Annotated in this window: 12 protein-coding genes and 1 pseudogene; 6 read left to right on the forward strand and 7 right to left on the reverse strand. The window is 73.8% G+C overall.

Going from position 1 to position 14103, the window contains the following annotated elements:
- Nucleotides 1–151: 151 nt before the first annotated feature.
- The 4 genes and pseudogenes from rbsK to ACWD4B_RS32430 all read right to left on the reverse strand — a co-directional run bounded on the left by rbsK (nucleotide 152) and on the right by ACWD4B_RS32430 (nucleotide 5605).
- On the reverse strand, nucleotides 152–1066 hold the full coding sequence (gene rbsK / locus ACWD4B_RS32415) for a ribokinase (protein WP_451424120.1): 915 nt from the start codon (nucleotides 1064–1066) through the stop codon (nucleotides 152–154).
- Nucleotides 1067–1079: 13 nt separating this feature from the next.
- A pseudogene (locus ACWD4B_RS32420) lies at nucleotides 1080–2980 on the reverse strand (ABC transporter permease/substrate-binding protein).
- Nucleotides 2970–4562 carry a sugar ABC transporter ATP-binding protein gene (locus tag ACWD4B_RS32425; RefSeq protein ID WP_451424121.1) on the reverse strand — a complete coding sequence of 531 codons (1593 nt, stop codon included), beginning with the start codon at nucleotides 4560–4562 and terminating at the stop codon, nucleotides 2970–2972. The pseudogene ACWD4B_RS32420 and the gene ACWD4B_RS32425 overlap by 11 nt, the downstream one beginning before the upstream one ends.
- A gap of 41 nt (nucleotides 4563–4603) precedes the next feature.
- Nucleotides 4604–5605, reverse strand: a complete 1002-nt coding sequence (locus ACWD4B_RS32430; RefSeq protein WP_451424122.1) for a LacI family DNA-binding transcriptional regulator — start codon at nucleotides 5603–5605, stop codon at nucleotides 4604–4606.
- 293 nt (nucleotides 5606–5898) lie between these two features.
- On the opposite strand from ACWD4B_RS32430, the gene ACWD4B_RS32435 reads away from it, so the two are divergent.
- Both ACWD4B_RS32435 and ACWD4B_RS32440 read left to right on the forward strand, forming a co-directional pair.
- Nucleotides 5899–6669, forward strand: a complete 771-nt coding sequence (locus tag ACWD4B_RS32435) for a sigma-70 family RNA polymerase sigma factor (protein WP_451424123.1) — start codon at nucleotides 5899–5901, stop codon at nucleotides 6667–6669.
- A gap of 74 nt (nucleotides 6670–6743) precedes the next feature.
- Nucleotides 6744–6944: a hypothetical protein gene (locus tag ACWD4B_RS32440; protein WP_336415991.1), complete on the forward strand. Its 201-nt coding sequence runs from the start codon at nucleotides 6744–6746 to the stop codon at nucleotides 6942–6944.
- 60 nt (nucleotides 6945–7004) lie between these two features.
- Here ACWD4B_RS32440 and ACWD4B_RS32445 read toward each other — a convergent pair whose 3' ends face one another.
- Complete coding sequence (locus tag ACWD4B_RS32445) at nucleotides 7005–7244, reverse strand: chaplin (protein WP_451424124.1); 240 nt, start codon at nucleotides 7242–7244, stop codon at nucleotides 7005–7007.
- Nucleotides 7245–7545: 301 nt separating this feature from the next.
- Here ACWD4B_RS32445 and ACWD4B_RS32450 point away from each other — a divergent pair, with 301 nt between their 5' ends.
- Complete coding sequence (locus ACWD4B_RS32450) at nucleotides 7546–9027, forward strand: SDR family NAD(P)-dependent oxidoreductase (protein ID WP_451424125.1); 1482 nt, start codon at nucleotides 7546–7548, stop codon at nucleotides 9025–9027.
- On the opposite strand, the gene tsaD is transcribed toward ACWD4B_RS32450, so the two are convergent.
- Nucleotides 9006–10085 carry a tRNA (adenosine(37)-N6)-threonylcarbamoyltransferase complex transferase subunit TsaD gene (gene tsaD / locus ACWD4B_RS32455; protein ID WP_451424126.1) on the reverse strand — a complete coding sequence of 360 codons (1080 nt, stop codon included), beginning with the start codon at nucleotides 10083–10085 and terminating at the stop codon, nucleotides 9006–9008. The genes ACWD4B_RS32450 and tsaD overlap by 22 nt on opposite strands.
- Before the next feature lie 131 nt (nucleotides 10086–10216).
- Here tsaD and cbiE point away from each other — a divergent pair, with 131 nt between their 5' ends.
- Both cbiE and cobM read left to right on the forward strand, forming a co-directional pair.
- Nucleotides 10217–11461: a precorrin-6y C5,15-methyltransferase (decarboxylating) subunit CbiE gene (gene cbiE, locus ACWD4B_RS32460; RefSeq protein WP_451424127.1), complete on the forward strand. Its 1245-nt coding sequence runs from the start codon at nucleotides 10217–10219 to the stop codon at nucleotides 11459–11461.
- A complete protein-coding gene (gene cobM / locus ACWD4B_RS32465) occupies nucleotides 11458–12210 on the forward strand; it encodes a precorrin-4 C(11)-methyltransferase (protein ID WP_451424128.1) in 753 nt (250 codons plus the stop codon). The genes cbiE and cobM overlap by 4 nt, the downstream gene beginning before the upstream one ends.
- A gap of 66 nt (nucleotides 12211–12276) precedes the next feature.
- On the opposite strand, the gene ACWD4B_RS32470 is transcribed toward cobM, so the two are convergent.
- Nucleotides 12277–13413, reverse strand: a complete 1137-nt coding sequence (locus tag ACWD4B_RS32470) for a cobalt-precorrin-5B (C(1))-methyltransferase (protein ID WP_451424129.1) — start codon at nucleotides 13411–13413, stop codon at nucleotides 12277–12279.
- A 35-nt stretch (nucleotides 13414–13448) separates the two neighbouring features.
- Here ACWD4B_RS32470 and ACWD4B_RS32475 point away from each other — a divergent pair.
- Nucleotides 13449–14103: cobalt-precorrin-6A reductase (locus tag ACWD4B_RS32475; RefSeq protein WP_451424130.1), on the forward strand; the 655-nt coding region annotated here is incomplete at its 3' end.

The following is a 14103-nucleotide window of genomic DNA, read 5'->3' on the forward strand; positions in this document are numbered from 1 at the left end:
AATTTAACAGGGTTACTATACAGACCAACGGGGCCAACAACCCCCGCGGCGCCCCCCGTTCGGGCCCCGGGGAACTGCGCGAGCAACCCACCACGACCCGCAGTCAAAGGACAACCCAAGGGGCCCCGGGGGCAGCGCCCCAGGGAAGCGCTCAGGACCGTGAAACCTCCTCCGCCCCCGGATACGACGGCTGCGCCCCCGCCCGCGTCACCGACACCGCCCCCACCCGCACCGCGAACCGCGCCGCCTCCTCCAACGAGGTCCCCCGGGCCAGCCGCGCAGCCAGCGCACCGGTGAACGCATCACCGGCCCCGGTGGTGTCGACCACGTCCACCTTCACCCCCGGGATCCGCACCGCGGCCCCGTCCCCGTCGAGAACAAGTGCCCCCTCACCCCCCAGCGTCACCGCCACCGACCGCGCCCCCCGCGCGCGCAGGGCGCGCGCCCACTCCTCCGGATCCCCACCGGACACACCGGAAAGCCGCTGCGCCTCATGCTCGTTGACCACCAGCGGATCCGCCGCCGCCAAAAGCTCCGCACGCAGTGCGTCCGGCACGGGCGACGGGTTGAGCACCACCCGCGCCCCGGTCTCCCCGGCCACGGCCACCGCCGCCGCCACCGTCTCCTCCGGCACCTCCCACTGCAGCGACACCACGCGCGCCGCGGCGACGACGTCCCGCGCGGCCCGCACGTCCGTCGCCGACAGCCGGGCGTTGGCCCCCGGTGAGACGACGATCTGGTTGTCCCCGTCCGGACCGACGACGATCATCGCCGTGCCCGTCCGCGCGCCCGGCTCCACCAGCACGTGCCGCAGCTCCGTGCCCGCGGCCCGCTGCGCGTCCAGCAGCAGTTCACCGAACGCGTCGTCACCGACCTTGGCCAGCAAAGCAGTTCGCGCCCCGAGCCGGGCCGCGGCCGCGGCCTGGTTGGCGCCCTTGCCGCCCGCGGACTCGACCAGGTCGGTGCCCGGTACGGTCTCGCCCGGCCCCGGGCGGCGGTCCACCCGGACCGTCAGGTCCGCGTTGGCGGAGCCGATCACCAGCACGTCGTAGTCCCGGTCCTGCATGTCTCGTCCATCCTCACTTGTCGAACTGCGCCGCGTTCTTCGCCGTCACCAGCACGACCGGCACCTTCACCTGCTGCGGCAGCGTCTCACCCCGGGACGCCCGGACCGCCCAGGCCACCGCCTGCCGACCGAGCAGCTCCGGCTGCTGGGCGACGGTCGCGGTCAGCGTGCCCGCGCGGACCGCCTTGATGCCGTCCGGGGTGCCGTCGAACGCCACGACCTTCACCGACGTTCCCGCGGCCCGGCCGAGCGCCTTGGCCGCGCCCAGCGCCATCTCGTCGTTGGCGGCGAAGACGCCCGTGACGTCCCGGTGCGCCTGGAGCATGTTGGCCATCACGTCCATGCCCTTGGTGCGGTCGAAGTCCGCGGGCTGACGGGCGACGACCTGGATGCCGGGCCAGTCCTTCATGCCTTCCTCGAACCCCTTGCCGCGCTCGCGGGCGGCCGAGGTCCCGGGCTGCCCCTCCAGGAAGGCCACCTTCCCCTTGCCGCCGAGCGCCTCGGCCAGCGTCTTCGCCGCCAGCCGCCCGCCCGCGACGTTGTCGGAGGCGATCGTCGAGCCCACGCCGGGGCCGTTGACACCCCGGTCGAGGGAGATCACCGGCACCTTCGCCCGGCGGGCCACGCCCACCGCCGGGACGGCCGCGTCGGAGTCGACCGGGTTGATGACGGCAGCCTTCACGTTCTGGCTGGTGAACGTCTCCATCTGGTTGATCTGCTGCGTGGGGTCGTTCTGCGCGTCCGTGATGTTGATCTTCAGGCCGCGGGCCTTCGCCTCGGCCTGGGCGCCCTTCTTGATGCCCACGAAAAACGGGTTGTTCATCGTGGACAGCGCCAGCCCCAGGTCCGTGTTCCCACCCCGGTCGCAGCCCGCCAGGGCGACGGTGCCCAGCAGCACCGCGGCCAGCACACCCGCCCGGCCCCTCACCGCGTGCTCCGGCGGCGCAGCGTGTCCAGCAGCACCGCGACCGCGATGACCAGGCCCGTGGCGACCTGCTGCCAGAAGGCCGACACGCTCAGCAGGTTGAGGCCGTTGCGCAGCACCGCCAGGATCAGGGCGCCGATGAGCGTGCCCGACGCCTTGCCGGAGCCGCCCGACAGGCTGGCCCCGCCGATCACCACGGCGGCGATGGCGTCCAGTTCGTACCCGACCGCGGCCTGCGGCTGCGCCGAGGTCAGCCGGGCGGCCAGGACGATGCCGGCCACGGCGGCGAACAGCCCGGAGAGCGCGTAGATCACGAGCTTGCGGCGCCGCACGTCGATACCCGACAGCCGGGCCGCCTCCTCGTTGCCGCCGATCGCGAACATCGCCCGGCCCGTGTACGTGCGTGCCAGGACGAGCGCCGCGATCAGTCCCATGGCGGCCATCACCAGCACCGGGACCGGCAGCCAGCCGCCGAGCGTGTCACCGAGCCGGCCCACCGACGACGGGAGGGCGATGGGGGAGCCGCCCGAGATCACCAGGGCCAGGCCGCGGCCCACCGAGAGCATCGCCAGCGTGGCGATGAACGCCGGGAGTCTGCCGTACGCGACCAGGGCGCCCGATATCAGGCCCGCCCCCGCGCCCACCGCGAGTCCCAGCAGCACGGCGAGCCACACGGGCAGCCCGCCGTCCGCGGCGGCCCACGCGACGACGGTCGCCGAGAGCGCGGCCACCGAGCCGACCGACAGGTCGATGCCCGCCGACACGATGACGAAGGTGACGCCGAAGGCCAGGATCGCCGTCACCGACGCCTGGACACCGACGTTGAGGAGGTTCTGCCCGTTCAGGAAGTCCCGGGAGAGGACGGCCATCACCACGACCAGTGCGGCCAGGCCGCCCAGCGGGCCGTTGCGCAGCACCGCTCCCGAGAACCACTGCCCGGGGGTGTTCCCGGGCCCCTGCACCACCGCGGCCTGTGCCTCAGCCGACATCCGAGCCCTCCATCGCGCTCTGCATCCGATCGTCTGCGTCCGTACCGTCCGGCGGTCGCACCGCCAGCTCCATCACCGCGTCCTGCGTGGCCCGTTCGCCCGACAGCTCGCCGGCGAGCCGCCCCTGGGACATCACCAGCACCCGATCGCTCATGCCGAGGACCTCCGGCAGGTCGCTGGAGATCATCAGCACCGCACAGCCCGCCGCCGTGAGGTCGTTGACGATCCGGTAGATCTCGACCTTCGCCCCGACGTCGATGCCGCGCGTGGGCTCGTCGAGGATCAGCAGCCGGGTCCCGGCCAGCAGCCACTTGCCGATGACGATCTTCTGCTGGTTGCCGCCGGACAGGGTGCGCGCGCTCTGCCCGAGCCCGCTCATCCGCACCTTCAGCCGCTCGGCGACCTCGGCGGCCGCGCGGCGCTGCGCCCGCCGGTCGACCAGGCCGGCCCGGGTGTCGCGGCGCAGCCGGGCGAGGGTCAGGTTGTCCTGCAACGAGGCGTCCAGCACCAGCCCCTGGGCCTTGCGGTCCTCCGGCACGAGCCCGAGTCCGGCCCGCATGGCCGCCCGCACGTCGCCCGGCGGCAGCACCGTGCCGTCCACCTCGACCGTCCCGGCGTCGTACCGGTCCACCCCGAAGAGCGCGCGGGCCACCTCGGTGCGGCCCGCCCCCACCAGCCCGGCCAGGCCGACCACTTCACCGGCCCGGACCTCGAAGCCGACGTCCCGGAAGACCGGCCCCTTCCCGGCGCCGCCGCGGGTCAGACCGCGCACGCGCAGCAGCGGCGCGCCCGGCGCCGCGGGGCGCTCGCGCGGGTACTGCTCCGCGATGTCGCGGCCGACCATGAGCCGGATCAGCTCGTTCTCACCGGTGGAAGCGGGCACTTCGGCCACCGAGCGGCCGTCCCGCAGGACGGTCACCCGGTCCCCGAGGGCCGCGATCTCCTCCAGGTGGTGGGTGATGAAGATGACGCCCGTGCCGCCCGCGCGCAGTTCGCGGACGATGCCGAAGAGCGTGCCGACCTCCTCGGAGGTGAGCACCGCGGTCGGCTCGTCCATGATCAGAACGCGGGCGTCCAGGCTCAGTGCCTTGGCGATCTCCACCATCTGCAGCTGGGCGATGCCCAGTTCGCGCACGGGCGTGGTGACCGGCACGTCCAGCCGGACCCGGCGCAGCAGTCGGGCCGCCCGGTCGTGCAGGGCGCGCCTGTCGATCAGGCCGAGGCGGGTGCGCGGCTGGCGGCCGAGGAAGAGGTTCTCGGCGACGGTGAGTCCGGGGACGAGGTTGAACTCCTGGTGGATCGTGGCGATGCCGAGCCGCTCCGCGTCCTGCGCCGAGTGGATCGCCGTCTCCTTCCCGTCCACCAGGATGCGGCCCTCGTCGGGGCGGTGGGCGCCGGAGAGCATCTTGATGAGCGTGCTCTTGCCGGCGCCGTTCTCCCCGAGCAGGACGTGCACCTCGCCCGCGCGCAGGCTCAGATCCACGCCGTCCAGGGCGCGCACGCCCGGGAAGGACTTGGTCACCCCCGCCACGCGCAGGAGTTCACGGCCGCCGTCCGGTACGTCGTCGTTGACGCCCGTCATGCGCTGCCCCTCTCTTGTGGTGTCGACTGTGATGTCGACTGTCAGTGGGCGGGGGGCTCCCCGCAGGAGCGGCGCACCACGAGCCGGGCGGGCAGCAGGACGGACGGGGCCTCGCGGCCCTCGATCCGCTCCAGCAGGGTGTGCACGGCGGCCCGGCCCAGCTCTCGCGTGGGCTGCGCGACGGCGGTCAGCGGGGGATCGAGGTGGGCGAACCACGCCACGTCGTCGAAGGCCACCAGGGCCAGGTCGGCGGGGATCCGCAGCCCGCGGGCCCGCACCTCGTCCAGGGCGCCCAGCGCCATCAGGTTGTCGGTGGCCAGCACGGCGTCCGGCGGCTCGGGGAGGTCCAGCAGCCGGCGCATCATCGCCCGGCCGCCGGCCGGGCTGAGGTCGGGCGAGGCCGCGATCCGCTCCGCGGGCAGGGCGATCCCGTGCCCGGCCAGCGCGGCGCGGAACTGCTCCAGGCGCTCGTCCCCGGTCGGGGTGCCGGCGGGCGCGACGATGACCGCGGGCCGGTGCCGGCCCAACGCGGCCAGGTGCGCGGCGAGTTCACCGAGGGCCGCGCCGCCCTCGGCACGGACGCAGGGCGCGGCGATGCCGGGCAGCGCCCGGTCGAGCAGGACGAGGGGGGTGCCGGAGGCGACGGCCTCGTGCAGCATCGTGGAGCCCGTACCGGCGGAGCTGACCATGAGTCCGTCGATGCGGCGGTCGAGAAGGGTGCGGATGTAGTCGTCCTGCTGCCCGGCGCTCTCGCCGGCGTTGCCGATGATCAGGCTGTAGCCGATCCGCCGCGCCTCCTGCTCCACGGCGTCGGCCAGCTCGGTGAAGAAGGGGTTGCGCAGGTCGCTGATGACGAGCCCGATCGTCCGGGTCCGCGCGGTGCGCAGGGCACGGGCGACCACGTTGGGCCGGTAGCCCAGCTCTGCGACGGCGGCCAGCACCCGGTCCCGGGTCTCGGCCACGGGCGCACGGCCGTTGAGCACGCGGGAGACGGTGGCGACGGATACGCCGGCGCGCTCGGCCACGTCCTTGATGTTCGCCATGGGGCCTTAGGTAATCGATTACACGGGCCGTGCGTCAAGACGGCACGGTTGTAACGCACGTCACGACATTGCTCTGCGTAGTCGAGCGGGCTCTCTGGGTCGCGCCTTGGTCCACCCGGGGGCATGCTGAAACGACTGCGGCCGTTTGCGAGCGGGGCGCAAGGGCAGCCGCAACTTCAGCGAGGCCGCGCCCCCGAAGGGGCGCGGGGAACTGCGCGACCAGCCCTCACCGGCCCGCAGTGGACAGCACCGCCCGCCGCGGAGCGCCCCGCACGAGCGAGGGGACAGTGACGATGACCGAGTCGACACCCGAAGCCGCCCCGGCCGCCCCAGAAGCCTTCCTGCACCTGAAGTCCCTGCCCCCGGGAGCGGAGCGCGACCGGCTGCGCCAGGAGGTGATCGCCGCCTGGCTGCCCATGGCCGAACGCATCAGCCTGCGCTACCGCAAATGCGGGGAGAGCATGGCGGACCTGCGGCAGGTCGCCGCACTGGCCCTGGTGCACGCGGTCGACCGCTTCGATCCGGGGCTCGGCTTCGCCTTCGAGTCCTTCGCCGTCCCCACCATCAACGGGGAGCTCAAACGCCACATCCGCGATCACGTCTGGTCCCTGCACATCCCGCGCCGGGACCAGGAGTTGCGGGCCACGGTCCGCGCCGCCCGCGCCCGGCTCGAGCAGCGGGGCCGCCGGGCCCTGGTCACCCTGCGCGAACTCGCGGCGGAGACCGGGCTGTCCGAGGCGGAGGTGCGGCGCGGGCTCGATGCGGACGGGGTGCATCACACGCTCTCCCTCGACCAGTCGGTCGCCCCCGGCGAGGAACTCCCGCTCGCCGACACCCTGGGCCAGGGCGACATGGCCCTGGACCTGGTCGTCGACCGGCAGTCCCTCAAACCGCTCCTGGACGCCCTGCCCGAGCGGGAGAAGTGCGTCCTGTACTGGCGCTTCTTCGGTGATCTCACACAGCAGCAGATCGGCCTGCGCCTGGGGGTCTCCCAGATGCAGATCTCCCGGATCCTCAGCCGCACCTGCGCCGACCTGCGCCGCCAGCTGCTCGCCCCGGCCTGACCGCCGGGCGCTCCCGCCCCGTGCCACCGGGCGGACGAGAACCGTCCCCACTCCAGACAGGCCAGGCGCACGTCATGGACGAACACCACTCGCGGCTGACCCGCGACCTGCCGCCGATCGTCGACATACCCGACCTGCCCGGCGCCAAGCGGCCGGAGCGGTCCCGCGCCGCCGGCGGGGACCGCGAGCCGTCGGCCGGGTCCGGACATGCCAGTGGCGCCCATCAGGAGGTCGATGGGCGCCACGAACGCGCGGGAGAGGGCTCCGGCGGCTGACTGTGACCCTCTCCCGCGCGGTGCGCGCGATCCGGCTGAGACGCGCGCTCGGCGGGCGGCTCAGGTGTTGACGCAGGTGTTGCCGAAGGTCGGGTTGAGCAGACCGACGATGTCGATGGCGTTGCCGCAGATGTTCAGCGGGATCTGGATCGGGACCTGGATCACGTTGCCGGAGACGACGCCGGGGGAGCCTACGGCCGCGCCCTCCGCGCCGGAGTCGGCGGTGGCGATGCCCGTGGCGCCGGTGACGGCGACGCCTGCGGCGGCGGTCAGCAGGGCTGCCTTGGCGATACGCGACATGGTTAAACCTTTCTAAGGGGTGTTGAGAGGCAATTGTGACCGGCGATTCCGCACGCGTTGGGTCAATTTGTGCTCTACGGAGCCTAATTAACCCGGAGAGCCCAATAAGTCGGATGTGATGCACGGGGTTTGAGGACCGGGTGATGAGGGGTGGGACGGAGGGGTGTGCGGGGCCGGGGTGGTCGCAGAGAATGTCATGCGCCTGTCACTGATATCGACGGGTTTGGCGCTCCCGCGCCTGCCTACGTACCCTGCACAGAAGCTTTGATTCGAACAAACGGACTGGGATACGACAGCGGCGATGACGGTCACTGAAGAGAGCCGCGGCGGGGCGCACGGGGCAGCCGAGCAGGCGGGCATCGACCCGGAGCGGATGGCGATCTGCCTGAGCGTGCTCGAGGAGCTCGACGAACTGCCCGTCGACCACCCCGACGCGATCGCGGTCCGCCGGGCCACCTCCGGCATCTACCGGACGGTGAAGCAGCGCCGCCGCCAGGAGCGCCGGGCCGCCAAGACCGCCCACGACAAGGCGGTCACCGAGGCCACGGCCACCGGCGCCGCCGACCGCATCGACGACGAGACCCGCGGCATCCCGCTCGCGGCCACCGCCGCCACGCAGATCGTCGGCATCCTGGAGCGCCCCCGCTCCTGCTACACCTGCAAGGACCGGTACACCGAGGTCGACGCCTTCTACCACCAGCTGTGCCGGCCCTGCGCCGCGGAGAACCGCGCCCGCCGGGACGCCCGCACGGACCTGACCGGCAAGCGTGCCCTGCTCACCGGCGGCCGCGCGAAGATCGGCATGTACATCGCGCTGCGGCTGCTGCGGGACGGCGCGCACACCACGGTCACCACGCGCTTCCCGAACGACGCCATCCGCCGCTTCAAGGCGATGGAGGACAGCGCGGACTGGCTGCATCGGCTGAAGATCGTCGGCATCGACCTCCGCGACCCCGCACAGGTCGTGGCGCTGGCCGACTCCGTCGGCGCCGAGGGCTCGCTCGACATCCTGATCAACAACGCGGCGCAGACCGTGCGCCGCACCAACGCCGCGTACAGCGAGCTCATAGCCGCCGAATCCGCCCCGCTCCCGGCCGGCGAGCTGCCCGCCCGCGAGATCTTCGGCGCCTTCGGCAGCGGCGCGCAGCCCGAGCTGCCCGGCCCCGCGGGCGGCAACCACGACGGCCTCACCCCGCAGACCCTCACCGAGCTCGCCCTGACCAGCGGCTCCGCCTCGCTGGCCCGGGTCGAGGCCGGTACCGCGATCGACGCGGGCGGGCTCGTCCCCGACCTGGACGCGACCAACACCTGGATCCAGGCGGTCGGCGACATCGACCCGGTCGAGCTGCTCGAAGTGCAGCTGTGCAATGTCACGGCACCGTTCGTCCTGGTCAACCGGCTGCGGTCGGCCATGGCGGCCTCCCCGGCGCGCCGCAAGTACGTGGTCAACGTCTCCGCGATGGAGGGCGTCTTCAGCCGCGGCTACAAGGGCGCGGGCCACCCGCACACCAACATGGCCAAGGCCGCGCTCAACATGCTCACGCGCACCAGCGCGCAGGAGATGTTCCAGACCGACGGCATCCTGATGACCAGCGTCGACACGGGCTGGATCACGGACGAGCGGCCGCACCCGGACAAGGTCCGGATGGCGGAGGCGGGCTTCCACGCCCCGCTCGACCTGGTCGACGGCGCGGCGCGGGTCTACGACCCGATCGTGCGCGGCGAGCAGGGCGAGGACCTCTACGGGTGCTTCCTGAAGGACTACCGGCCCGCCAACTGGTAGGGGCCGGACGCCACCGGGTGCAGCGCCGCGTACTCCAGCGGCGCCGACGGGTCCACCGTCACGTCCAGCGGCGCCGGCTCCGCGCCCGCGCGCACCAGCAGGTCGCCCACCGCGGCGATCATCGCCCCGTTGTCGGTGCACAACCGCAGCGGCGGGACGCGCAGTTCGACCCCCGCGGCGGTGCACCGCTCCCGGGCCAGGGCCCGCACGCGGGAGTTGGCGGCCACGCCGCCGACGATCACCAGGGTGCCCACCCCGTGCTCCGCGCAGGCGGCCACCGCCTTGCGCGTGAGCACGTCGGCCACCGCCTCCTGCAGGGAGGCCGCCCCGTCCGCGACGGGCAACGGCCGCCCGGCGGCCCGGTGTTCCTCGGCCCAGCGGGCGGCGGCCGTCTTGAGGCCCGAGAAGGAGAACGTGTGGCGGTGCTCGGGCCGCGTGGTGAGCGGCCGCGGGAACGCCACCGCCCGCGGGTCGCCCTCGCGCGCGGCGCGGTCGACGGCGGGGCCGCCCGGATAGGGCAGGCCGAAGACACGGGCCGCCTTGTCGAAGCACTCGCCGGCCGCGTCGTCGAGGGTGTCGCCGAGGTGCACGATCGGGTCGCGCGCCAGGTCCCGTACGAGCAGCAGCGACGTGTGGCCCCCGGAGACGATCAGCACCATGCAGGGGTCGGGCAGCGGGCCGTGCTCCAGGGTGTCGGCGGCCACGTGCCCGGCGAGGTGGTGCACCCCGTACAGCGGCACGCCCAGCGCGTAGGCCAGGCCCTTCGCGGCCGCGACGCCGACCTGGAGGGCGCCCGACAGCCCCGGGCCCGTCGTCACCGCGACCGCGTCGATGTCGGCCATGGCCAGGCTCGCGTCGGCCAGGGCGGCGCGGACCACGGGCGCGGCGGCGTGCACATGGGCCCGGGCCGCGATCTCCGGGACGACTCCGCCGAAGCGCGCGTGCTCGTCCATGCTGGACGCGACCGCGTGGCCCAGCAGCCTGCCGTCCCGGACCAGACCGGCGCCGGTCTCGTCGCACGACGACTCGATCCCCAGCACCACCGGTGCACGCTTCACGCCAGACCTCCTGCTTATTGCTAGTAGTTGCATATCTTATGCAACAAGGTGCCCGGCTGTGGCGCCGTCGTCGCAGGTCAGTAGAGTTCCCGTGCCCGTCCTGCCCGCAGCCGTACCCGAGGTGAGCCCCCGTGAGCCAAGCCCCCGTGACCGTCGTGGGCATCGGCGCCGACGGCTGGCCGGGCCTGGCCGCCGGCTCCCGGGAAGCGCTGCGCCGGGCCGACGTCCTCATCGGCGGCCCCCGGCAGCTCGATCTGCTGCCGCCCGAGTGCGCGGGCGAGCGGGTGGCCTGGCCCTCGCCGCTCCGCCCTGCCGTACCGGGCCTGCTGGCCGCGCACGCCGGGCGGGAGGTGTGCGTGCTCGCCAGCGGCGACCCCATGTTCTTCGGCATCGGCCGCACCCTCGCCGACGTCATGGGCGCCGAGCGGCTGCGGGTGCTGCCCCACCCCTCCTCCGTCTCCTTCGCCTGCGCCCGGCTCGGCCGGCCGCTGGAGGAGACCGAGGTGCTCAGCCTCGTCGGCCGCCCGATCGCCGCCCTCTCCGCCGCCCTGCACGAGGGCCGCCTGCTGCTGGTGCTCAGCGCCGGGGCCGGCACCCCCGCCGAGGTCGCCGCGCTGCTGCGCGAACGCGGCTTCGGGCCGAGCCGGTTGACCGTACTGGAGCAGCTCGGCGCCGCATCCGAACGCCGCCTCGACGGAACGGCCGACGACTGGCCGCACCCGCCCGGCGACGCGCTCAACGTCATCGCGGTGGAGTGCCGACGTGCGCCCGGCGCGCAGCGGCTGCCGCTCACCCCCGGCCTGCCGGACGAATCCTTCGAGCACGACGGACAGTTGACGAAGCGTCACGCCCGGGCCGTGACGCTCGCCGCACTGGCCCCCGCCCCCGGCGAGCTGCTGTGGGACATCGGCGGCGGCTCGGGATCCATCGGCATCGAGTGGATGCGGGCCCACCGCACCTGCCGGGCCGTCACCGTGGAACGCGACCCCGCGCGCGCCGCGCGCATCGCCCGCAACGCCGAGACGCTCGGCGTCCCGGCGCTGCGCGTCGTCACCGGCGCCGCACCGGAAGCCCTCGCCGAACTGCCGGTGCCCGACGCGGTGTTCATCGGCGGCGGGCTCACCGCGCCCGGACTGCTGGAGGCCTGCTGGGACGCCCTCCCGCCCGGCGGACGGCTGACAGCCAACACCGTCACCCTGGAGTCCGAGGCCCTGCTCACCGCGTGGTACCGGCGCCACGGCGGCGAGTTGACGCGCATCGCCGTGTCCCGCGCCGTCCCCGTCGGCGGGTTCACCGGCTGGCGGCAGGCCATGCCGGTCACCCAGTGGTCCGTGGTCAAGACCGGACAGTCCGAACAAGGAGAAACCGACGCATGACCGTGTACTTCATCGGCGCCGGCCCCGGCGCCGCCGACCTGATCACGGTGCGCGGCGTGCGGACGCTGGCCCGGTGCGGGGTCTGCCTGTACGCCGGCAGCCTCGTCCCGCGCGAACTGCTCGCCGAGTGCCCCCCGGACGCCCGGCTCGTCGACACCGCCCGGCTCGACCTCGACCGGATCACCGAGGAGTTCGTCCGCGCCCACGAGGCCGGCCACGACGTGGCGCGGCTGCACTCGGGCGACCCGTCGGTCTTCAGCGCCGTCGCCGAGCAGATGCGGCGGCTCGACGCGGCGGGCATCCCGTACGAGATCGTCCCCGGCGTCCCGGCGTTCGCCGCCGCCGCGGCGGCCCTCGGCCGTGAACTGACCGTGCCCACCGTCGGCCAGACCGTCATTCTCACCCGCATCGCCCGCCAGGCCACCCCGATGCCCCCGGGCGAGGACCTCGCCACCCTCGGCCGCAGCGGCGCCCTGCTCGTCCTCCACCTCGCCGCCCGCTACACCGACGAGGTCGTCGCCGAACTGCTCCCGCACTACGGGGCCGACTGCCCTGCGGCCGTCGTCGCGATGGCCAGTCGGCCGGACGAACTGGTGCTGCGGGGGACCCTGTCGGGGATCGCGGAGCAGGTGAAGGCTGCGGGTGTGCTGCGCACGGCTGTCATCGTCGTGGGGCGCACGTTGGGGGCGGAGCAGTTCCCGGACAGCTATCTGTACTCGACCGAGCGGGAGCGCTGCGCGCAGTCGTAGCGGTTCGGGTGCGGGTTGTTCGTGGTTGCTCGCGCAGTTCCCCGCGCCCCTGACGGGGCGCGGGCCTCAGGGGCGCGGCTGCGCGCGCCCAACGATGGTGCCTGCTCTGTCGATGCAGATGACGTCCACCGCGACCGGCGCCCCCCGCAGCACCGCCAAGGCCTCGTCGCGGGCCGTGGCGGCGACGAGGTCGCCGAGCGGGACGCCCCGGGCCGCGCACTGCTGCAGGGCGTCCAGGCCCGTGTTGGCCGCGGCGACCGATGCCGCCAGCGCCTCGTCCGCACCGCCCCGGCGGGCCAGTTCGGCGAGGAAGCCCTTGTCGACCTGGGAACGGGACGAGTGCAGGTCCAGGTGCCCGGCCGCCAGTTTGGACAGCTTCGCGAAGCCGCCCGCGATCGTGAGCCGGTCCACCGGGTGGCGGCGGATGTACTTGAGCACCGCGCCCGCGAAGTCGCCCATGTCCAGCAACGCGTCCTCCGGCAGGCCGTGTACGGCCACCGCGACCTTCTCCGAGGTCGAGCCCGTACAGCCCGCCACATGCCGGCGGCCCGCCGCGCGGGCGACGTCCACGCCGCGCCGGATGCTGTCGATCCAGGCCGAGCAGGAGTACGGCACGACGATGCCGGTCGTGCCGAGGACCGACAGCCCGCCCAGGATGCCCAGGCGCGGGTTCCAGGTGGAGCGGGCGAGCTCCTCGCCGTTGTCGACCGAGATCTCGATCTCGACGTCGCCCGTGCCGCGGTGCCGCTCCGCCACGGCGGCCACGTGCTCGCGCATCATCTGCCGGGGCACGGGGTTGATCGCGGGCTCGCCCACGGCCAGCGGCAGCCCGGGCCGGGTGACCGTGCCCACGCCCGGACCGGCCCGGAACACCACACCCGAACCGGGCGGCAGGGCCCGGACCGTGGCGCGGACCAGGGCGCCGTGCGTGACGTCCGGGTCGTCGCCGGCGTCCTTGACGACGGCCGCCATCGCCCGGCCCGCACTCTTCTCCTCCGCGGCGAGCGCGAACGCCGGCGTCTGCCCCTTGGGCAGGGTGATCGTCACGGGGTCGGGGAACTCCCCGGTGAGCAGCGCCGTGTACGCGGCCGTGGTGGCCGCGGTCGCACAGGCCCCGGTCGTCCACCCGTGCCGGAGCCCGGTGCGCTGCAGCTGGGCGGTGCGTCCACCGGATGCCTTGGCGGTTCCCTTGCCGTCAGCCACGGGGAACTCCTGGCCTAGGGTGGGGAGGCGTGAACGTGAACGTAAGGGGGAGCCGCGTGCGGCACGTCCTGATCCTCGGCGGCACCACCGAGGCCCGCCGACTCGCCGCCGAGCTGGTCGCAGACCCCACGCTGCGGGTCACCAGCTCGCTCGCCGGCCGCGTCGCGGCGCCCCGGCTGCCCGCCGGGGAAGTGCGGATCGGGGGGTTCGGGGGACCCGAGGGCCTGGCCCGCTGGCTGCGCGAGCAGCAGGTGGACGCGCTCATCGACGCCACCCATCCTTTCGCCGGCACGATCAGTTTCAACGCGGCGCAGGCCGCCGCGGAGGTCCATGTTCCCCTGCTGGCCCTCCGCCGCCCTGGGTGGGTCGCGGGGCCGGGTGACGACTGGCACGACGTCGCCTCCCTGGAGGCGGCGGCGGGTGCGCTGCCCGCGCTGGGGGAACGGGCGTTCCTGACCACGGGACGGATGGGACTGGCGGCTTTTGCGCACCTTGAGGATATGTGGTTCCTCATGCGCTCCGTGGACGCACCGGAGGGACCGGCGCCGGCCCGTATGGAGGTGCTGCTCGACCGGGGGCCGTTCACCGTGGAGGGGGCGCGCCGAGCCGGACATGGCGGCGTCGCGGACCCACACGAGTTGAAGGACATCGGTTCGGACCATGGTCAGACTGTAGTCGAAAGCTTGCCGG

Source organism: Streptomyces sp. NPDC002536, assembly GCF_053594995.1.

Coding starts and splice junctions, on each gene's coding strand:
- rbsK (WP_451424120.1), bottom strand. CDS start 1,066: ATGCAGGACCGGGACTACGACGTGCTGGTGATCGGCTCCGCCAACGCG.
- ACWD4B_RS32425 (WP_451424121.1), bottom strand. CDS start 4,562: ATGACGGGCGTCAACGACGACGTACCGGACGGCGGCCGTGAACTCCTG.
- ACWD4B_RS32430 (WP_451424122.1), bottom strand. CDS start 5,605: ATGGCGAACATCAAGGACGTGGCCGAGCGCGCCGGCGTATCCGTCGCC.
- ACWD4B_RS32435 (WP_451424123.1), top strand. CDS start 5,899: ATGACCGAGTCGACACCCGAAGCCGCCCCGGCCGCCCCAGAAGCCTTC.
- ACWD4B_RS32440 (WP_336415991.1), top strand. CDS start 6,744: ATGGACGAACACCACTCGCGGCTGACCCGCGACCTGCCGCCGATCGTC.
- ACWD4B_RS32445 (WP_451424124.1), bottom strand. CDS start 7,244: ATGTCGCGTATCGCCAAGGCAGCCCTGCTGACCGCCGCCGCAGGCGTC.
- ACWD4B_RS32450 (WP_451424125.1), top strand. CDS start 7,546: ATGACGGTCACTGAAGAGAGCCGCGGCGGGGCGCACGGGGCAGCCGAG.
- cobM (WP_451424128.1), top strand. CDS start 11,458: ATGACCGTGTACTTCATCGGCGCCGGCCCCGGCGCCGCCGACCTGATC.